Origin of the sequence: Cereibacter ovatus, from assembly GCF_900207575.1 — a bacterium.
GTDB classification, from domain to species: domain Bacteria; phylum Pseudomonadota; class Alphaproteobacteria; order Rhodobacterales; family Rhodobacteraceae; genus Cereibacter_A; species Cereibacter_A ovatus.
The window spans coordinates 23,328-41,371 of sequence record NZ_OAOQ01000017.1 but is presented as its reverse complement, the minus strand read 5'-3'; the positions used below and the strand labels follow the sequence as shown (position 1 = coordinate 41,371).

At 68.5% G+C, this 18,044-nt stretch carries 20 protein-coding genes and 2 pseudogenes; 13 read left to right on the top strand and 9 right to left on the bottom strand.

The genetic code is table 11. The features are described 5' to 3' along the window. Window positions 1-42: 42 nt before the first annotated feature. Window positions 43-1,536, top strand: coding sequence for a UbiD family decarboxylase (locus tag CRO07_RS14750; RefSeq protein ID WP_097031434.1), 1,494 nt, complete (start codon window positions 43-45; stop codon window positions 1,534-1,536). After that, window positions 1,533-2,087, top strand: a complete 555-nt coding sequence (locus CRO07_RS14745) for a UbiX family flavin prenyltransferase (RefSeq protein ID WP_097031433.1) — start codon at window positions 1,533-1,535, stop codon at window positions 2,085-2,087. The genes CRO07_RS14750 and CRO07_RS14745 overlap by 4 nt, the downstream gene beginning before the upstream one ends. Here the strand turns inward: CRO07_RS14745 and CRO07_RS14740 are convergent. After that, entirely contained in the window at window positions 2,084-3,592 is a 1,509-nt protein-coding gene (locus tag CRO07_RS14740) for a bifunctional aminoglycoside phosphotransferase/ATP-binding protein (protein ID WP_097031472.1), read from the bottom strand. The two genes, CRO07_RS14745 and CRO07_RS14740, sit on opposite strands and share 4 nt — an antisense overlap. A 169-nt stretch (window positions 3,593-3,761) precedes the next feature. Here CRO07_RS14740 and CRO07_RS14735 point away from each other — a divergent pair, with 169 nt between their 5' ends. The 5 genes from CRO07_RS14735 (at window position 3,762) to CRO07_RS14715 (ending at window position 7,762) form a co-directional block, all read left to right on the top strand. Further along, on the top strand, window positions 3,762-4,097 hold the full coding sequence (locus CRO07_RS14735) for a phasin family protein (protein ID WP_235841025.1): 336 nt from the start codon (window positions 3,762-3,764) through the stop codon (window positions 4,095-4,097). 106 nt (window positions 4,098-4,203) lie between these two features. Beyond that, window positions 4,204-4,932, top strand: a complete 729-nt coding sequence (locus tag CRO07_RS14730; protein ID WP_235841022.1) for an endonuclease/exonuclease/phosphatase family protein — start codon at window positions 4,204-4,206, stop codon at window positions 4,930-4,932. Beyond that, window positions 4,929-6,479, top strand: coding sequence for a phospholipase D-like domain-containing protein (locus CRO07_RS14725; RefSeq protein ID WP_097031432.1), 1,551 nt, complete (start codon window positions 4,929-4,931; stop codon window positions 6,477-6,479). Before CRO07_RS14730 ends, CRO07_RS14725 begins: the two co-directional genes overlap by 4 nt. A gap of 220 nt (window positions 6,480-6,699) precedes the next feature. Continuing rightward, window positions 6,700-7,149, top strand: a complete 450-nt coding sequence (locus CRO07_RS14720; RefSeq protein WP_097031431.1) for a c-type cytochrome — start codon at window positions 6,700-6,702, stop codon at window positions 7,147-7,149. Between the two features lie 4 nt (window positions 7,150-7,153). After that, complete coding sequence (locus CRO07_RS14715; protein WP_097031430.1) at window positions 7,154-7,762, top strand: cytochrome b/b6 domain-containing protein; 609 nt, start codon at window positions 7,154-7,156, stop codon at window positions 7,760-7,762. Window positions 7,763-7,915: 153 nt separating this feature from the next. Here CRO07_RS14715 and CRO07_RS14710 read toward each other — a convergent pair whose 3' ends face one another. Then, window positions 7,916-8,560, bottom strand: a complete 645-nt coding sequence (locus CRO07_RS14710; protein WP_097031429.1) for a class II aldolase/adducin family protein — start codon at window positions 8,558-8,560, stop codon at window positions 7,916-7,918. A 177-nt stretch (window positions 8,561-8,737) separates the two neighbouring features. Here CRO07_RS14710 and ric point away from each other — a divergent pair, with 177 nt between their 5' ends. Next, window positions 8,738-9,400, top strand: coding sequence for an iron-sulfur cluster repair di-iron protein (ric, locus tag CRO07_RS14705; protein WP_097031428.1), 663 nt, complete (start codon window positions 8,738-8,740; stop codon window positions 9,398-9,400). Window positions 9,401-9,522: 122 nt separating this feature from the next. Beyond that, the gene (locus CRO07_RS14700; protein ID WP_235841020.1) at window positions 9,523-11,019 is read left to right on the top strand and encodes an alpha/beta fold hydrolase; all 1,497 of its coding nucleotides are present in this window, start codon (window positions 9,523-9,525) and stop codon (window positions 11,017-11,019) included. A gap of 52 nt (window positions 11,020-11,071) precedes the next feature. Here the strand turns inward: CRO07_RS14700 and epmA are convergent, their stop codons facing one another. Then, window positions 11,072-12,109, bottom strand: a complete 1,038-nt coding sequence (gene epmA / locus CRO07_RS14695) for an EF-P lysine aminoacylase EpmA (protein WP_097031427.1) — start codon at window positions 12,107-12,109, stop codon at window positions 11,072-11,074. Window positions 12,110-12,210: 101 nt separating this feature from the next. On the opposite strand from epmA, the gene efp reads away from it, so the two are divergent. Beyond that, entirely contained in the window at window positions 12,211-12,777 is a 567-nt protein-coding gene (gene efp, locus CRO07_RS14690; protein ID WP_097031426.1) for an elongation factor P, read from the top strand. A gap of 71 nt (window positions 12,778-12,848) precedes the next feature. Here efp and CRO07_RS19520 read toward each other — a convergent pair whose 3' ends face one another. The 6 genes from CRO07_RS19520 to CRO07_RS19495 form a co-directional block, all read right to left on the bottom strand. After that, complete coding sequence (locus CRO07_RS19520; RefSeq protein WP_097031425.1) at window positions 12,849-13,037, bottom strand: hypothetical protein; 189 nt, start codon at window positions 13,035-13,037, stop codon at window positions 12,849-12,851. Window positions 13,038-13,067: 30 nt separating this feature from the next. Further along, window positions 13,068-13,187, bottom strand: a complete 120-nt coding sequence (locus CRO07_RS19515; protein ID WP_097031424.1) for a hypothetical protein — start codon at window positions 13,185-13,187, stop codon at window positions 13,068-13,070. 39 nt (window positions 13,188-13,226) lie between these two features. Next, entirely contained in the window at window positions 13,227-13,562 is a 336-nt protein-coding gene (locus tag CRO07_RS19510; RefSeq protein WP_407919637.1) for a mannitol dehydrogenase family protein, read from the bottom strand. Between the two features lie 76 nt (window positions 13,563-13,638). Continuing rightward, window positions 13,639-14,028 (bottom strand): mannitol dehydrogenase family protein, encoded by a 390-nt coding sequence (locus CRO07_RS19505; RefSeq protein WP_407919636.1) that lies wholly within the window; start codon window positions 14,026-14,028, stop codon window positions 13,639-13,641. Window positions 14,029-14,132: 104 nt separating this feature from the next. Further along, window positions 14,133-14,570 (bottom strand): TRAP transporter small permease, encoded by a 438-nt coding sequence (locus CRO07_RS19500; protein WP_235841018.1) that lies wholly within the window; start codon window positions 14,568-14,570, stop codon window positions 14,133-14,135. Continuing rightward, on the bottom strand, window positions 14,560-15,051 hold the full coding sequence (locus CRO07_RS19495; protein ID WP_235841017.1) for a hypothetical protein: 492 nt from the start codon (window positions 15,049-15,051) through the stop codon (window positions 14,560-14,562). Before CRO07_RS19495 ends, CRO07_RS19500 begins: the two co-directional genes overlap by 11 nt. Before the next feature lie 165 nt (window positions 15,052-15,216). Here CRO07_RS19495 and CRO07_RS19490 point away from each other — a divergent pair. The 3 genes and pseudogenes from CRO07_RS19490 to CRO07_RS14645 form a co-directional block, all read left to right on the top strand. Further along, window positions 15,217-15,396: pseudogene (locus CRO07_RS19490) on the top strand (GntR family transcriptional regulator); the annotation flags it as partial. A gap of 123 nt (window positions 15,397-15,519) precedes the next feature. Continuing rightward, window positions 15,520-16,112 (top strand): annotated as a pseudogene (locus CRO07_RS14650) (PfkB family carbohydrate kinase). 91 nt (window positions 16,113-16,203) lie between these two features. Continuing rightward, complete coding sequence (locus CRO07_RS14645; RefSeq protein WP_097031419.1) at window positions 16,204-17,724, top strand: YifB family Mg chelatase-like AAA ATPase; 1,521 nt, start codon at window positions 16,204-16,206, stop codon at window positions 17,722-17,724. Window positions 17,725-18,044 lie beyond the last annotated feature (320 nt).

Here is an 18,044-nt window from a genome sequence, read left to right as displayed (position 1 = left end):
GGCCCGCGCTGCTAGGCCGCAAGCCCAAGACAGTGAGGTTTCATGCGCAGCCTGCCCATCTTCCCGGATCTCCGGGCTTTTCTTGACTGGTGCGCCCGTCAGGGCGACCTTGCCCGGATCGCCGATCCGGTCTCGCTGCGGCATGAAACCACGGCGGTGGCCTCGAAGGTGCTGCGCGGCGGCGGCCCGGTGCTTCGGTTTGAGAAGTTGCGCGATACATCCGCCACCATGCCGCTGGTGGCCAACCTCTTTGGCACGCGCGAACGGGTGGCGGCGGGTCTGGGCCTGTCGCTGGACCAGATCCCCGAACTGGGCGCCTTTCTGGCCGCGCTGCGGGCGCCCGCGCCGGTGGCCGGGATGCGGGACGCGCTGTCGCGCTGGCCGCAGTTGCAGGCGGCGCTGAACACGCGGGCCAAGGTCGTGCGCTCGGCCGAGGTGCAAGAGGTGGTGCATGAAGGACAGGCCGTCGATCTGGGCATGATCCCGGTGCCGACCTGCTGGCCCGGCGATGCCGGCCCGCTGGTCACATGGCCGGTGGTGCTGACCCGCCCCCATGGCACCAACACCGAAGACACGCTGCACTATAACGCCGGGGTCTACCGCGCGCAGGTGATCGGGCGCGACCGGCTGATCATGCGCTGGCTGGCGCATCGCGGCGGCGCGGGCCATTACCGGACATGGATGCGCGCGGGCCAGCCGATGCCGGTGGCGCTTGCACTGGGCTGCGACCCGGCGCTTTTGCTGTCGGCGGCACTGCCGCTGCCCGAACCTGTGTCGGAACTGACCTTCTCGGGCGTGCTGAGGGGCGCGCGGACGCCGCTGGTGCAGGGCCGCACCGTGCCGCTGATGGTGCCCGCCAATGCCGAGATCGTGGTGGAAGGCTGGGTCCACCCCGAGGACATGGCCCCCGAAGGTCCGTTCGGTGACCATACCGGCTATTACAACTCGGTCGAGGATTTCCCGGTGATGCGGGTGTCCGCGATCACCCACCGCAAAGACCCGTTCTACCTGACCACCCACACCGGCCGCCCGCCGGATGAACCTTCGGTGATCGGCGAGGTGTTCAACGAACTGGCGATGCCGGTCTTTCGCCAGCAGATCCCCGAGGTGCGCGACCTTTACCTGCCGCCCGCGGCCTGTTCCTACCGCATTGCCATCGTCTCGATCGACAAACGCTATCCCGGTCAGGGGCGGCGGGTGATGCTGGCCTTGTGGGGGATGCTGGCGCAGTTTTCCTACACCAAGATGGTGATCGTGGTGGATGGCGACATCAACCCGCGCGACTGGGACGATGTGGCCTGGGCGCTGGCCACCCGGATGGACCCGTCGCGCGATGTGATGATCCTGGAAAAGACCCCGATGGATTACCTGGATTTCGCCTCGCCCGAGCCGGGGCTGGCGGGCAAGATCGGCATCGACGCGACGAACAAGATCGGCCCCGAAACCCATCGCGAATGGGGCGAGGTCATGGCCCAGTCGCCCGAGGCCGAGGCCTTCGCAGACCAACTGCTCGCCAAGCTGAGGATCAAATCGTGAGGGTCGTTCTGGGCGTATCCGGCGCATCCGGCGCGGCCCTTGCGCCGGCCGTGGCCCGGCATCTGGCGGCGCTGGGGGCCGAGATCGATCTGGTGATTTCAAAGGCCGGCGAACGCACGCTGGTCGAGGAAATCGGCCCCGAGGCGCCCGAGGCGCTGCGCGGGCTGGCCACGCGGGTGCATGGGATCATGAACGTGGGCGCGGCCATTGCCTCGGGGTCGTCGCCGGTGGCGGGGATGATCGTGGCGCCGTGCTCCATGCGGTCGTTGGCGGCGATCGCGCATGGGCTGGATGACAACCTGCTGACGCGGGCGGCCTCGGTGCAGCTGAAGGAACGGCGGCGGCTGGTGCTGCTGGTGCGGGAAAGCCCGCTGACGCTTGCGCATCTGCGCAACATGACCGCGGTGACCGAAATGGGCGCCATCGTGGCCCCGCCAGTGCCCGCCTTCTATCTGAAGCCCGACAGCGTCCAAGCCATCGTCGAACAGATCGCCGCGCGTGCGGTGGATCTGATGGGCCTGGGCCGCCCGCAGGCCAAGGCCTGGGGCTAGGGCGCCAGCACGGCCCGCGCGGATTGCAGCACGGCCGCTGGCGGGCCTGCGGCGTCCAGCGCCGTCCAGATCCCGGCCCCCGGATCGCGGGCCAGTTGCGCCTTGACCACCACCTCGTCCGCGTCGGAAGCATCGCCGCGCCGGGCGCGGACACGGGCCAGCAGCACCTCGGGCGGGGCGGTCAGCCACAGGCCGGTGAAGGGCACCCCCAGCCGGGCCGCCAGATCGGCCGCGGCCTGACGGTCGGCGGGGTCCAGAAAGGTCGCATCGACCAGCACCGGCCAGCCCGCGCGCAGCATCACCCCGGCCCGCGCCAGCATCCGCAGATAGACCGCGCCCCGCGCCCCGGCCGCATAATCAGCGGCGGGAAGGGCCGCGGTTTCCGGCTGATGGGCCATGGCCTTGCGTTCCAGATCGGTGCGCAGATGCACCGCGCCGGGCGGCAGGCCCAGCATCGGCGCAAGGCCGCGCGCCAGCACGGTCTTGCCGCTGCCCGACAGCCCCCCCACCGCGATCAGCCGCGCGGGCGGCGGCGCCAGCGCGGCCAGCGCCTCATCCAGAAAGCGCCGCGCTTCGGCGACCGAATCGCCCTGCCCCCGCGCGCGGTCGGTCTGCACCAGCACCATGGCGCGGATCGCCGCCCGCACCGCCAGAAACAGCGGCAGCGCGGCCAGCCCCGCATCCTCGGCGCCATCGGCATCCAGCAACCATGCCGCCAGCGCGATGTTGGCCGGCCGCAGCAGGCCGCGGTGATCCAGATCCATCAGCAGAAAGGCCAGATCGTAAAGCACATCGCAGGTGCCCAGCCTCTCGTCGAATTCCAGCGCGTCGAACGGCACCGGGCGGCCGTCGATCAGCACCAGATTGCGCAGATGCAGATCGCCATGACAGCGCCGGACATGGCCCGCACCGCGCGCGGTCAGCAGCGGCGCCACCCGCGCCAGCATCGCCCGCGCCCCGGCATGAAAGGCCGCGACCCGTGGCCCGCCCAGCGCGTCGCCCATGTCGGCGAAGACCCGATCCAGCTCGTCCAGGATCTCGGCGATCAGATGCGCGCCATCGGCAGGCCGCAGCGGCGCCGCGCGGTGGAACGCCTGCACCGCATGGCCCAGCGCCGCGGCCAGACCGTCGTCCAGCCCGCCGCGCAGCGCCACCGACAAAAGCTCGTCCCCGGCCGGAAAGCGCCACATCCGCAACAGCCATTCGACCGGCGTGCCCGGACCGCCAAGGGCAAGCCCGCCCGGCCCCCGCACCACCGGCACAAGTTCGCGGTAGATCTGCGGCGCGGTGGGGCGGTTCAACTCCAGCTCGCGCAGCAGCATCGCGTGGCGCTGCGCAAGGGTCGACAGGTCCATGTAATCATAGCGGACCGCGCGCTTCATCTTCCATGCGGTATCGCCGACCAGAAACACCTGCGCGCCATGGGTCTCGACCACCTCGACCGGCTGGCCACCATAGGTTGCCGGATCGGACAGGAACCGCACCACATCGCGTTGATCCTGCATGATGCCCCCCGCCCCCCGTCTCGACCATGCCCAGCTTGGCCCGATGTGCGCGCCTGTCAACGCGGCGCGGCGCCGCCGGAACCGCCGGTTGACCATGATCATTGACGCATCCGCCGCAGGATGAAACTCTGCCCTCTGCGACAGACGCTCCGAGACAAGGACTCTCAAGATGACTTTCCCGAAGAGACCCCAGGTCGCCGACGCCCCCCCCACCTCGCCCGGCGATGCGTGGAAAACCGACTTTGCCTTCGCCACCGGACCCACCGCCGTGATGGAGTTCTGGACCCGGATCGCCAATGAGGCGGTGCAGTTCAGCGCCGACCGGATGTGCGAGACGGTCAAGACCCAGCAGCAGATGATGCATTGCCGAAACCTTTCGGAAATGGCCCATCTGCGCGCCGTCTGGTGGCAAACGGCCGTCGATCAATACACTGCCGAGGTCGCGCGCCTGACCGAAATCTGGCAAGAAACCATCGACAGGACCACGCAGATCAGGACACACTGACCGGCAGCCGGCCGGCGATGCCAAGGGGGGAACCCCCGCCCTTGGCGGGGGTTTCGGAACGGTCGCCTCATTCCCATCTTGCGACAAAGCCGAAGCCGCCCGCGAGATGCAGATGACCTCCGTCGAAATCAAAGTCGCCTCTTACAACATCCACAAGGGCGTGGGCACCGACCGCCGCCGTGACCTTGGCCGCACAGCCGCTGTCATCGCCGAACTGGGCGCCGACATCGTGGCGCTGCAAGAAGCCGACCGCCGTTTCGGAGACCGGGCTGGGCTTCTGGATCTGCCGCATCTGAAACATCTGACCGGCCTTGAGGCGGTCGAGATCGAGGACCGCGGCCGCGCCCATGGCTGGCATGGCAACCTGCTTCTGGTGCGCGGCGCCGCGGTCGAACGGGTGCAGAAGATCGTCCTGCCCGGGTTCGAGCCGCGCGGCGCGCTGATGACAGACCTTTCGGTGGCCGGGCGCCCGCTGCGCGTGATCGCCGCGCATCTGGGGCTGCTGCCCGGGTCGCGGGCCGCGCAGACCCGCCACCTGCTGGAACGGATCGAGGAATGCGACCCCCGGCCCATCCTGTTGATGGGCGATCTGAACGAATGGCGCGGCACGGGCGCGGCGATGGGCCATCTTGCGCGGCACTTTACCGACGGGGTCATGGTCAGAAGCTTTCCCTCCCGGTTTCCGATCCTTGCGCTTGACCGCCTGATGACCTGCCGACATGGCCAGCTTCTGGATGTGGGAACCCACGACAGCCCGCTTGCGCGGAAAGCCTCGGATCATCTGCCGATCAAGGCACGGCTGCGCCTGTCCGATCGCATCGCGGCCGCATCATGATCGACGGCTGGACCGGAGTGCTGGTCTGGCTGGCGCTTGCGGCGGCGGTAGTCGCCGCGCTTTCGGCGCTGACCTTTCATTCGTGGCGACGGTTCGCGCGCAAAGCCCGCGGCCCGGTGACGCTTGCGCTGCCAAAGACCGGGCCGGCCACCGCACTGGACCGGATCTTCGCCCCGATCGAGGCCGCCCATCCCGGCCGTTCCGGGCTGCTGGCCCTGATCGAGAACCGCGACGCCTATGCCGCGCGGGCGCTGTCGGCGCGGATGGCGGGGCGCAGCCTTGACCTGATGTATTACATCTGGCGCACCGACCTGACCGGCTGGCTGCTGATCGAGGAACTTCTGGCCGCGGCCGAACGCGGTGTGCGGGTGCGCCTGCTTCTGGACGATGTGAACGTGCAGGGCTTTGACCGCGCCTTCCTTGCGCTGAACCAGCACCCCAATGTCGAGGTTCGCCTGTTCAACCCGACCCGCAACCGCGGCCATATCGCGCGACGGTCGTTCGAGATGCTGCTGGGCCTGTCGCGCTTCAACCGACGGATGCACAACAAGGCCTGGATCGCGGACGGGCGGCTGGCCATCGTCGGCGGGCGCAACGTGGGCGACACCTATTACGATGCCGTGGAAAGCGGCGGGCCGATGTCGCGCGATGCCGATGTGATGCTGGCCGGCCCGGTGGTGACCGAGGTCGAGGGCCTGTTCGACAGCTATTGGAACCTGGGCCTTGCACTGCCGATCCTGACGCTGTGGCCCGGCTTCAAGGTCAACATGACCGCGTTCCGCCGCCGCATGGCCCGCCACAACCGATCCGGGGCGGCCCGCAGTTTCGTCGCGCGCACGATGCACGGGCGTGACGGCGCGGCGCTGTTCACCGGGCGCCTGCGCTGGACCGACCGGGTGGCGCTGCTGGCCGATCCGCCCGACAAGGCGCTGGGGCACCGATCCGGCCCGTGGATGACGGATGCGATCAACACGCTGCTGCGCGAAGCGAAGCAAGAGGTGCGCCTTGTCACGCCCTATTTCGTGCCGGGCAACGATGGCTGCGACCTGCTGGCCGGCCTTGCGCGGCGCGGGGTGCGGCTTTCGGTGATGACGAACGCGCTGTCGGTGACCGACATGGTGCTGGTCCATGGCGCCTACCGCCACTACCGCCTGCCGCTGCTGCAAGCCGGCGCCCGGCTGTTCGAGTTCGGCCCCCTGCCCCGTCCGACCGGGCGGCGCGATCTGCTGCACACCAAGGTGTTCCTGATCGACGGGCGGCAGGCGGTGGTGGGATCGCTGAACTTCGATCTGCGGTCGGCCTTCATGAACACCGAGCTGGGCGTTCTGTTCGAGGAACCAGAGGTCTTTGCCGAACTCTCTGCCATGTTCGACCGCGAGACCGCGCCCGATCAGGCGCACCGGCTGTCGCTGGCCTCGGGGCGGCTTTGCTGGTCGGTGATCCGCGGCGAGACCGATGAACTGGTGCGGTTCGAGCCGGACTCGCCCATGCGGCTGCGGGCGGTGTCGTGGGTGGTGGGCCACCTGCCGATCCAAAGCTATCTGTAACCCCGCCGCGGTTTCCGTCGCGCGAAAGCGGCCGGGATGACAAAATATTCAAACTTCAAAATCTGATATCAAGGCATTGTCTTTAAATGTTTTTATCACCAACTTTTGCCACCTGCGGCAAGCCGCCGCAGTTGAAATGATCCCCCACAACGACGGATTTCGGTTGCGTCACCGTGTGACGTTCGCCTGCCCGTTGCGGGCCTGTAGCAAGGAAAAGCCAATGAAACGAGTTCTTCTGTCCACCCTGGTGGCCTCCCTTCCCGCTGTCGCGATGGCGGCCGATGCCGAAAAGGTCGTCGAGGCCCGCCAAGGCTATTTCTCGCTTGTGGCGCTGGAATTCGGGCCGCTGGCCGCGATGGCCAAGGGCGAGATGCCCTATGACGCCGCCGCCGCCACCGCCCATGCCGCCGACCTTGTCGCGCTGACGAAATACAACCCCGGCGATCTTTATGCCGCGGGCACCGCGGAAGGCGAAGCCAAGGGCAGCCATGCCAAGGCCGCGATCTGGACGGACATGAGCGCCTATCAGGCCAAGGGCGTGGCCTTCTTCGAGGCCATCGCCGCACTGGAACCGGCCGCCGGCGCCGGGCAGAAGGAACTGGCCGCTGCGGTGGGCAAGGTCGGCGCCACCTGCAAGTCGTGCCACGACGACTTCCGCGCCAAGGACTGACGCCATGAGCAGCCCGGACACTCATTCCCCCGACACACCCGCCGTCGAGACCGTCAAGGTCTGGGATCCGCTGCTGCGGCTGTTCCACTGGGCCCTTGCGGCGGCGGTGGTGCTGGCATGGGGCCTTGGCCACTTCGGCCCGGACATCATGACGCTGCATTTTTACGCGGGCTATGTCGTGCTCGGGCTGCTTGCCTTCCGCCTGATCTGGGCGCTGGTCGGCCCCGCGCCGGCGCGGTTCTCGAACTTCGTCTATGGCCCGCGCGATATTCTTGGCTACGCCGCCGAGGCATGGCGCCGCAAACCATCCTACTGGCGCGGGCACAACCCGCTGGGCGGGCTGTTCATCGTGGCGATCCTGCTGATGCTGATGCTTCAGGTGGTGACCGGCCTTGTGGCCGACCCCGATGATTTCATCAACGTCGGGCCGCTGGCCTCGTATGTGCCGTCATGGGTGTCGCGCAAGGCCGTGGGCCTGCATGAGACGATCGGCAACGTGATCCTTGGGCTTGTGGTGCTGCATCTGGCCGCCATCGCCTTCTACAAGCTGTGGAAACGCGAAGATCTGATCCGCCCGATGCTGACCGGCCTGAAAACCGTTCGGCGCGGCTGATCCTGCGGGCGCCCCCCGACAAGGGGGCGCCCCATCCGCGCCCGGCGCCAAGGCGCGCGGGGCGTTCCACCGGCGCCCTGTCCGGTGACGGGCTACCCCCACAGCAAAGGCGATCGGCCCCACAGCGTTCAACCGGGGGCCATTTTCGGGCCGCTATTCCTGAAGCCCGTAGCCTGCGAATTTCTGCGCCACCTCGGCAATCTGGTCGTCGGACAACAGCCGCACTTCGCCCAGTTGCAGACAGCCCATGTATTGCCGCGCCAGCGTCTCGACCTCGACCGCCAGCCACATCGTCCGCGCAAGGCTGGGACCGATGGCGATCATGCCGTGATGTTCCAGCAGGCAGGCCAGCCGACCCTTCAGCGCCTCGACCGCATGGCGCGACAACGCTTCCGAGCCATAGACCGCATAGGGTGCCACCCGGATCGTGGGCCCGCCCGCGGCGGCGATCATGTAATGGACGGCCGGGATCTCTCGGTTCAGGATCGCCAGCGTGGTGCAGGCGGTTGGATGGGCGTGAACCACGGCATTGGCTTCGGGGCGCGCGGCAAGGATGTCGCGGTGAAAGCGCCATTCGCTGGATGGCTTGTGCAGGCCGGTCACGGTGCCGTCCATCGCCATGTAGACGATGTCTTCGGGTTGCATCCTCTCATAGGCCATGGCGGTGGGGGTGATCAGCAACCCTTCGCCATGACGGACCGAGACATTGCCCGACGTGCCCTGATTCACCCCCGAGCGGTTCATCTCAAGGCAGGTCTCGATGATCGCCCGCCGTTTGCGCAGTTCCTCGGCGTCCATGGTGCCCTCCGTCGCGGTCCGTTTCGCTGTCGCGGGCTTAGGCCAGCGCCCCCGCGCCGTCAAAGGCCCCTGCGTCGCATCTTGGGCCGGCGATCGCCCCCAATGTGCGCCCGCGCAACGTTCGTGCCCCGCCGCAGGGCTAGGACGGCCGCGGTGCAAGACAAGCAAGAGGCCCCGATGTCCGACCTTCTCCTTTCCCTCGATGCCGAAGTGGGCGATGTCGCAGCCCAGCTTCCGGGCGCGGCCGGCCTGTTCCGCCGCCATGGCATCAGCTTCTGCTGCGGCGGCGGCCTGACGCTGGCCGAGGCCGCCACAACCCGCAACCTTGCCCCGGAAACGCTTCTGGCCGAGCTTCAGGCCCTGGCTGACGCGGCCGGCGCCACCGCACCGCAGGACACGCCCGCCCTGATCGCCCATATCCTTGACCGCTACCACGAGACCCACCGCCGCGAACTGGCCGAGCTGATCGCGCTGGCCGAAAAGGTCGAGGCCGTCCATGGCGACCATGACGAGGCGCCCCATGGCCTGATGCTGCTTCTGGACGACATGCGCGACGAGATGGAAGACCACATGCAGAAAGAGGAACAGATCCTGTTCCCGATGATGCGGATGGGGGCACCCACGCTGGAAGGCCCGATTGCGGTGATGCGTGACGACCACGACCGGCATGGCGAGCAGTTGCGCCGGCTGGAGCATCTGACCCGCGGCTTCACCCCACCCGAAGGCGCCTGCCGGTCCTGGCACGCGCTTTATGCCGGGGTGCGCAAGTTCGCCGAGGATCTGGTCGATCACATGCATCTGGAAAACGAGGTTCTGTTCCCCCGGTTCGAAGCCGCCTGAGCCGACGCTTCGGACAGTCGCCGCCCTTCGCCGTCCGCGGCGGCTTTCCGGCGGAAAGGCGGCTTGACCTTCGCCGCCTCGCAAGGGCAACCTTCGGGATCGTCCCGTTCCGGAGGTTGCCCTTGTCCCCTGCCGCCCGCCGCAGAAGGCTTTTGATCGCCCTTGTCGCCGCCATTGCGGCCGTGGTCGCGCTGGCGATGCTGGAACGGGCCCGGCATGGCATAACCATCACCGATCTGGCGGTGGGTGACACGCCCGCAACCCTTTACCGCGCCACCGATACCGCGGGCGATGCGCCGCTGGCGGTGATCGCCCACGGCTTCGGCGGATCGCGCCAGATGATGGAGGCGATGTCGCTGACACTCGCCCGCGCCGGCATGGCGGTGGTGGCCTTCGACTTCCACGGGCAGGGCCGCAGCCGGCTGCCGATGTCGCCCGATGCCTTCCCGAACGAGGCCGGCTCCAGCGGCACCACCGTCCAGCTTGTGCGCCAGACGCTTCAGGTGATCGACGCCGCCGAGGCGCTGCCCGGCCTGCGCGGCCCCGCGGCGCTGATCGGCCATTCGATGGCGACCGACATCCTTGTGCGTGTCGCCGCCCAGCGGCCGGGGATAAAAAGCGTGGCGCTGATCTCGGCCTTTTCGCGTGAGATCACGCCACAGGCGCCGGCGCGGCTTCTGATCCTGTCGGGGCAGCGCGAAGGCCGCCTGCGCGAGGTGGCGCTTGAGGCACTGGCGCAGGTCACCCCCAGCCCGCAGGAAGGCCAGACCGTGAAGGCCGATGGCATCGAGCGCCGCGCCGCGGTGGCGCCGTGGGTCGGCCATGCCGGCGTGCTGTGGTCGCCCACCACGCTGCGCGAGTTGCGCGACTGGCTGGCACCGGGGGCAAGTGCGGTTGCGGTGACCGGGCCGTGGATTGTGGTGTTGCTGACGGCGCTGGTGGCACTGGTCGGGCCTGCCTCGGCGCTGCTGCCCACGGCCCGGCGCCCGGCGCCCTCGGTCGGCTGGCGGTTCTTTCTGATCCTGCTGGCGGCACCCGCGCTGCCCGCCGCGCTGGCCGCCGTGGCCTTGGGCGAATCCGTGCTGGGCTTTGCCGGTTTCGGCCGGATCGCACTGTTCTTCGGGGTCTGGGGCGCGGTGCAGCTGGCGCTGCTGGCGCATTACCGCCGGCTGGACTGGCGGATCGATCCTGCGGCGCTGGCGCTGCTGCTGGCGGGCAGCCTGCTGTATGCGCTGGCGATGGATCGTTACGCGGCAGCCTTCCTGCCCACCGGGCCGCGGCTGGGCTTGATGGCGGTTCTGGCGGCGGGGACGGTGCCGTTCATGCTGGCACATGCCCATCTGGCGAAGGGGGCGCGGTTCTGGCGCCGGGGCTTGCTGGCGGTGGTGCCGCTGATCGCGCTTGGCGGGGCGATGGCGGCGGCGCCGCAGAAGCTGGGCCTGTCCTTCACCGTGGCGCCGGTGTTCCTGCTGTTTTTGCTGGTGTTCGGCCTGATGGGGCGCTGGGTCGGCCGGCGCAGCGGGCCTGCGACGGTGGGGCTGGGTCTGGGGATTGTCCTTGCATGGGCGATCGCCGCGACGACGCCGCTGTTCGGCGCGGCCAGCCGGCTGGTCTACTGAGGCCGCCCCCGTCGGGGCACCGACCGCACCAGCCCGCGCGCCCGCCTGCCCGTCACGGCACTGGCGCCCAGATCACCTCGTCGATGCGGGGGGCGCCGGTGGCCAGCATCACCAGCCGGTCAAAGCCCATGGCGATGCCGCTCGCCTGCGGCATCGACGCCAGCGCGGCCAGAAACTCCTCGTCCAGCGGATAGCTTTCGCCATAGACGCGGGCCTTTTCGGCCATTTCGGCCTGAAAGCGGCGGCGCTGCTCGGCGGGGTCGGTCAATTCGCCAAAGCCGTTGGCCAGTTCCACCCCGCAGGCATAAAGCTCGAACCGTTCGGCCACGCGCGGATCATCGGGGGCGCGGCGGGCCAGCGCCGCCTCGGCCGCGGGATAGCGGTCAAGGATCGTGGGCTGGCCATGTCCAAGATGCGGTTCCACCTTTTCGACCAGAACGCGGGACAGCATGTCCGACCATGTGTCGTCCGCCGCGGCCTTCAGCCCTGCCCGCGCCATCGCCTGCGCCAGCGCCGCGGCATCGGGTTCGCCCAAAGGGTCCAGCGTGGCCAGAAGGTCGATCCCGGCATGGCGCTGAAACGCCTCGGCAACCGACAGCCGTTCGGGCACGGCAAAGGGATCGCAGGTGGCATCGCGAAAGCGCAGCAGATCCGCCCCCGCCGCCTGCGCCGCCAGCCGAAGAAAGGCCGCGCAATCGTCCATCAGCACCTCGTAGCTCTCGCCCACGCGATACCATTCCAGCATGGTGAATTCGGGCGAATGCAGCGGCCCCCTTTCGCGATTGCGCCAGACATGGGCAAAGGCCGCGATGCGGGTTTCACCCGCCGCCAGCAGCTTTTTCATCGCAAATTCGGGCGAGGTGTGCAGATACATCCGTCGCGCCGCCCCGTCGTTGCCGATGGCATCGGTGGCAAAGCCATGCAGATGCGCCTCGTTGCCGGGGCTGATCTGAAGGGCGGCGGGGTCAACCTCGGTAAAGCCCTCGGCCAGCAGCCAGCCGCGCAGCGCGGTCTGGATGCGGTTTCGTGCCAGCAGCAGCGGGCGGCGGTCGGCGTGGCGGTGGGGCTGCCACCAGGGCGATGCGGGCATGGCGCGGCTTTCGGCTGGAAATTCCGGCGGGAATGGGGTAGGCGCACGGCCAATCCCGCGCGCATTCCGACGCGCCCTCGCCTATCACAAGGAATAAACCCGTGAAAGTCATCGCCTCAAGCCTTCGCAAGGGCAATGTCGTCGATATCGACGGCCGGCTGTATGTCGTTCTGACCGCCCAGAACTTCCACCCCGGCAAGGGCACGCCGGTGACGCAGGTCGACATGCGCCGGATCTCGGACGGCACCAAGGTGTCGGAACGCTGGAAGACCACCGAACAGGTCGAGCGCGCCAATGTCGACGAGCGTGAATACGACTTTCTGTATGAAGACGCCGAGGGCTATCACTTCATGGAGCCGGAAAGCTACGATCAGGTCGTGGTTTCGCCCGATGTGGTGGGCGACGGCAAGGTGTTCCTGACCGAAGGGATGCGCGTCTATCTGCAAACCCACAACGATGTGGCGATCTCGATCGAGTTCCCGCAGAAGGTGGTGGTCGAGATCACCGAGACCGAACCCGTGGTGAAGGGCCAGACCGCGTCCTCGTCCTACAAGCCTGCGATGTGCACCAACGGGCTGCGGGTGATGGTGCCGCCGCATATCTCGGCCGGCACCCGGATCGTGATCAACACCGAAGACCTGAGCTACGTCGAGCGCGCAAAGGACTGACCGCCGCGACAGGCCGGAATCGGAAGGGGCGCCCGCGGGCCCCCTTCGTCCTTTCCGGGGGAAGGCTGAAGTTACGCCCCGGAAATCTCTTGCACCGCGCCGCGGGCGCCCACCGCCATCCGCCGCGCATGGGCCGCCGTCACGACGCCCGGCATCAGCGCATCGGCCAGCGCCGCGGCAAACATCGCCCGCAGCGACCAAAGCGCGGACACCCCTTCGGCCGCGCGGGCGGCAAGATCGCCGGCCAGCGGGTCTTTCACCTCGATCGGCCGGCCCTGTTCGTCGCGGCCCTAAACATAGCGCATCCACCCCGCCACCGCGAGCATCAGCCCCGGCGACGCCCGCCCCGCGGCAAGATTTTCGGCCCGCCAGCCAAGAATGCGCTGGGGCAGATTCTGGCAGCCTTCCATCGCGGTCTGCCATGTGCGGTGCCGGATCGCGGGGTTGGCCTAGCGCGCGAACACCTGCTCGGCATGGGCCGAGAGATCCACCCCCGGCGGGGGCGTCAGCGCAGGAATGATCGCATCGCGCCACAGCCGGCGCACGACGGCGGCAAAGACCGGATCGGCCATGGTCGAGGGGAAACGGCACTTGGACGCGATCCAGTCGGCAAGTCCCGGATCGATCCGGCGGGCCAGATCCAGCACCACACCGCGCACCACCCGGCCGTTTTCCGGCAGGGTGTCGCAGCACAGCACGGCAAAGGGCCGCTGCCCCGCCGCGCGCCGCCGCTGAAGCGCGCGGACAAGATAGCCGGGGGCAGACCGGGGCCGCGGATGGGTCAGGTCGTGCAGGATGGCGGGGTGATCGAGGTTCAGCGCGCCGGTGGCCGGGTTGTGGCATAGCCCTTTTCGGTCACGGTCAGGCTGACATCCGGACCGCGGGATCGGTCATGGCGAACAGCACCGCTTCGGGATCGTCCTTCGCCACCAGAACCGATCGGGTGATGCGGACCCCCGCCACCCCGGTGCCCGCTTCGGGATCGTCCGTCGCCACCAGAACCGATCGGACCACCTTGACCCGGCGCAGGGCCGCGCCCGCGGGGCCCTGCTCGACGGCGTGATAGACGAAACCCTGCGGCGCCCGCGCGTCGCGCATGGTGGGCGTTTGCAGACTGACGCCCAGAATGGCCCAGTCCCTGCCCGAGGCTTTCATCGCCTTATCGACACAGATCGCCCCATGGGCGCGGAAGAAGGCGCCAAGGCCCAGATGGACGATACAGCGGGCAAGCCTCCACCGGCGGCAGCCCAAGGCAAGGCACGGTCAGAAAGCTGGACACGCCCAGACAGAAGGCGACCGGCGTGCCGATCCGCAGAAGGAAGACGAAACTTCCGCAAAGGATGAAAGCTCCAACGTCAGGGGTCTGTTCGGGATCTTGGGGGGGCATCTTCGCCAAAGCGCGCGGTGTGCAGGCCGGCCAGCCGGCGCAGGATGCGCTTCACCAGCAGCACGCCCCCGGTGATCAGCGGCAGGATCTCGAACGCGCGGCTGATGCCAAGGCCGGGCATCAGATCGTTCGCGGCCCGCGCCGCCAGCGACCAGCCGCACCAGAACATCCCGAAGCCAAAGCCCGTCACGAACAGATCCGAAACAGTGTGAAGCCACGGCGCGACCTGCCGGGGCAGAAAGCAAAGCAGCACGTCGAAGGACAGGTGATACCCCTCGCGCGCGCCGACGGCGGCACCAAGGCAGATGAACCACGCCATGATGGTGACGGCCGCGGGTTCCGCCCAATGCAGGCTGTCGTTCATCACATAGCGCACGATCACCGTCAGCCGCGGGTCACGCCCCACCGCCGACAGAAGCGGCCGCAGAGCGCGGACATAATCGGTGCGGAGGGGGGGAGATGTCGAAGCCCTTGTCGCGCCCGAAGCGATCCAGCACCGGGCCGGAATGGGTGCGGAACGCGCCGGGATGGATCTGAAGCACAAGGCCGTCATCAAGGCTCATCCGGGCCATTTCGGTCAGCATCTGGCCGCGGAAGGCCGCGGTAGAGAAGGCGTGATCCAGCCACAACCGCGACGGCGTGCCGCGAAACAGGTGATGGTTCTGCGCAAACACCCGCCAGATCTTGCGGCCGTCGGTCTCGGTCGGGCCACCATCGGCGCGGGGCACGCCCATCGCCTCAAGCGGCACGCCCTGCGAATGCAGCATCCGGAAAACAAAGTGATCCGGCGTCACGAAAAGCCGGGCGGGATCGGAAACGGGCTGGTTCTCGGCAAACCACCGCGGATCGGTATGGCCATGCGGCAAGACGATCGGCAGATCCTTCACCGTGCCGCAAAGCCCCCGCGCGCGGCCCCGATCGGAAACAGCCGATCCGCGTCCGGCAAGCCCATTGCCTTCCGCCCCCTTCCAGCGTCAAGCGTTCGGAAAATGGCAGCCTTTCGCCGCCCCTGACCAATATTCTGGTATGCCATTTCTGTCAGCGGAGAGCACATGTCCGATGCGTTCACGCGTCCCACGCCAGGGCCCGCCGCCCGCCCCTCGGTCACCGATCAGGTGTTCGATCTGCTGCACGACCGGATCATCGAACTGGACCTGCCGCCGGGCACCAGACTGTCCGAGATCGAGGTGGCCAAACAGTTCGGCGTTTCGCGCCAGCCAGTGCGCGATGCGTTCCATCGGCTGTCGAAACTGGGCTTTCTGTCGATCCGGCCCCAGCGCGCCACCTCCGTGTCGCAGATCTCGGGTCGGGGGGATGCAGGCCCGCTTCATCCGATCCGCCATCGCATCGTCGCCATGGGCGAATGCATGATCGAGATGGCCCCACCGCCAAGGGCACCTTTGCCATGGGCTTTGCCGGCGATACGCTGAACACGGCATGGTATCTGCGCCGCGCCCTGCCGCCCGACTGGCAGGGGGATTACCTGACCACGGTGGGGACGGATGCGATCTCAAACCGGATGCTGGCCTTTCTTCAGGCCGCGGGTCTGGGCACCGGCCATATCGCCCGCCTGCCCGACCGGACGGTAAGGCTTTACCTGATCGAGTTGACGAACGGGGAACGCAGCTTTGCCTATTGGCGCGGGCAAAGCGCCGCCCGGCTGCTGGCGGCGGACACGGCCGCCCTTGCCGCGGGGTTGGCCGGGGCGGGGCTGGTGGTGGTCAAGGACGGCGCGGGGCCGATCCTGACCCTTGGCGCCACGGGCGCGGAATGGCACGCACCCGAACGGGTGAAGGCGGTGGTGGATACCACGGCGGCCGGCGACAGTTTCAACGCGGGCTTTCTGACCGCGCATCTGACCGGCGCACCGCTGGTGCAGGCAGTGCGCGCCGGCGCCCGCCTTGCCGCCCATGTGATCGGCGCCCGCGGCGCGCTGCTGGTGCCCTGAGCGCGCGGCCCCGGCCGTCGCACGGCAGGGTCTGTAAACCTTAACGGTTCATCAACCAGTTCCCCCTAGTCAGATCGACAGGGGGAACGCCATGGTCGCGCGAGCATTCACCGTAGCCTTCGAAGGGATCGAGCCCCGCAGCGTCGAGGTTCAGTGCGCGATCTCGGCCGGGTTGCCCGCCTTCGCCATCGTCGGCCTGCCGAACAAGGCGGTGTCCGAGGCCCGCGAACGCGTGCGCGCGGCGCTGGCATCCATGTCCATCGCGCTGCCCTCGCGCCGGATCACGGTGAACCTCTCGCCGGCCGACCTGCCGAAAGAGGGCTCTCATTTCGATCTGCCGATTGCACTGGCGCTGCTGGCCGCGCTTCAGATCGTGCCCGCCGACGCCGTGGAACGGACGCTGGCACTGGGAGAGCTGTCGCTTGACGGGCGTCTTGTGCCGGTGACGGGGGCGCTGCCCGCGGCGGTTGCGGCGGCGGAACAGGATCGCACGCTGCTTTGCCCGCGCGCCTGCGGCGCCGAAGCCGCATGGGTCGCGGCAACACAGGTGCTGGCCGCAACCTCGCTGGATGAGGTGGTGCGCCATTTCACCGGCAGAACCGCAATCACCCCGGCCGAGGCCGGCGAAATCCCGCCCCCGCCCGGCCAACCCGACCTGAGCGAGGTGCGCGGCCAGGAACGCGCCCGGCGCGCACTGGAAATCGCGGCGGCCGGGCGGCACCACATGCTGATGATCGGCCCGCCCGGCAACGGCAAGTCGTTCCTTGCCCGCCGGATGCCGGGCATCCTGCCGCCGCTGTCGCCGGCCGAGGCGCTGGAAACCTCGATGGTCCATTCGGTGGCAGGGCTTCTGGCCGATGGCGGCATCAGCCGCGTGCGCCCGTTCCGCTACCCGCACCACACCGCGACCTCGGCCGCGATCATCGGCGGCACACGCGCCGCCCGCCCGGGCGAAATCAGCGTGGCGCATAACGGTGTCCTGTTCATGGACGAATTTCCCGAATATGCCCGCGACGTGCTGGAAGCCCTGCGCGAACCGCTGGAAACCGGCGAGATCGTCGTGCCCCGCGCCCACGCCACCCTGCGCTACCCCTGCCGCTTCCTGCTGATCGCGGCGGCCAACCCCTGCCGCTGCGGCCACCTTGCCGATGCCGCCCGCGCCTGCACCCGTGCCCCCACCTGCGGCGAGGATTATCTGGGCAAGATCTCGGGCCCGCTGATGGATCGATTCGACATCCGGATCGAACTGCCCCCCACCTCCTGGACCGAGATCGAAGCCCGCGAGCCGGGCGAAAGCTCGGCCACCGTCGCGGCCCGCGTCAGCGCCGCGCGCCAGATCCAAAGCCTGCGCTACACCAGCCATCCAACGGCACGCACCAATGCCGATGCCGAGGGCGATACGCTGGAACAGGTCGCAAGCCCCGATGCCGAGGGCCGCACGCTGCTTGGCCGGGTGGCCGACCGCTACGGGCTGTCGGCGCGCGGCTACCACCGCATCCTGCGCGTGGCGCGGACCATCGCCGATCTGGACGGATCGGCCGATGTTCGCATGCCCCACATCGCCGAGGCGGTCAGCTACCGAATCATCCTCGCCCGGCCACGAACCCCCTGACAACAGCTCGCTGCCGGGGTGCCCCGATCGGGACTATGCCTTTGCGGGGCCTGTCGCCCAGGACGCCATGACAACAGCGATCCGGCCGGATGCCCCGGACGCCTCGGCCGATCTGACGCCAGCCATGCGACCTCTCGATCACCATCCGCCCCGACCCGGGCGCCGCTGGACAAAGCGCCGCCCCGCCCCACCCCGGGCACGTCGTCGCGATCACCCTCCGTTGGTGCTCGGTTTGCTGGTCGCCTTTAGCGGTCGTCGCTGGCCGTCGAAAGCGTCTTGCTGCACGCTCCGTCGGTGATCCATTCGCTGGTCCGCTCCAG

What these genes read in the sequence shown, in the direction of transcription:
- CRO07_RS14750 (WP_097031434.1), top strand. Translation starts at nt 43, where the DNA reads ATGCGCAGCCTGCCCATCTTCCCGGATCTCCGGGCTTTTCTTGACTGG.
- CRO07_RS14740 (WP_097031472.1), bottom strand. Translation starts at nt 3,592, where the DNA reads ATGCAGGATCAACGCGATGTGGTGCGGTTCCTGTCCGATCCGGCAACC.
- CRO07_RS14735 (WP_235841025.1), top strand. Translation starts at nt 3,762, where the DNA reads ATGACTTTCCCGAAGAGACCCCAGGTCGCCGACGCCCCCCCCACCTCG.
- CRO07_RS14730 (WP_235841022.1), top strand. Translation starts at nt 4,204, where the DNA reads ATGCAGATGACCTCCGTCGAAATCAAAGTCGCCTCTTACAACATCCAC.
- CRO07_RS14725 (WP_097031432.1), top strand. Translation starts at nt 4,929, where the DNA reads ATGATCGACGGCTGGACCGGAGTGCTGGTCTGGCTGGCGCTTGCGGCG.
- CRO07_RS14720 (WP_097031431.1), top strand. Translation starts at nt 6,700, where the DNA reads ATGAAACGAGTTCTTCTGTCCACCCTGGTGGCCTCCCTTCCCGCTGTC.
- CRO07_RS14715 (WP_097031430.1), top strand. Translation starts at nt 7,154, where the DNA reads ATGAGCAGCCCGGACACTCATTCCCCCGACACACCCGCCGTCGAGACC.
- CRO07_RS14710 (WP_097031429.1), bottom strand. Translation starts at nt 8,560, where the DNA reads ATGGACGCCGAGGAACTGCGCAAACGGCGGGCGATCATCGAGACCTGC.
- ric (WP_097031428.1), top strand. Translation starts at nt 8,738, where the DNA reads ATGTCCGACCTTCTCCTTTCCCTCGATGCCGAAGTGGGCGATGTCGCA.
- epmA (WP_097031427.1), bottom strand. Translation starts at nt 12,109, where the DNA reads ATGCCCGCATCGCCCTGGTGGCAGCCCCACCGCCACGCCGACCGCCGC.
- CRO07_RS19515 (WP_097031424.1), bottom strand. Translation starts at nt 13,187, where the DNA reads ATGGAAGGCTGCCAGAATCTGCCCCAGCGCATTCTTGGCTGGCGGGCC.
- CRO07_RS14645 (WP_097031419.1), top strand. Translation starts at nt 16,204, where the DNA reads ATGGTCGCGCGAGCATTCACCGTAGCCTTCGAAGGGATCGAGCCCCGC.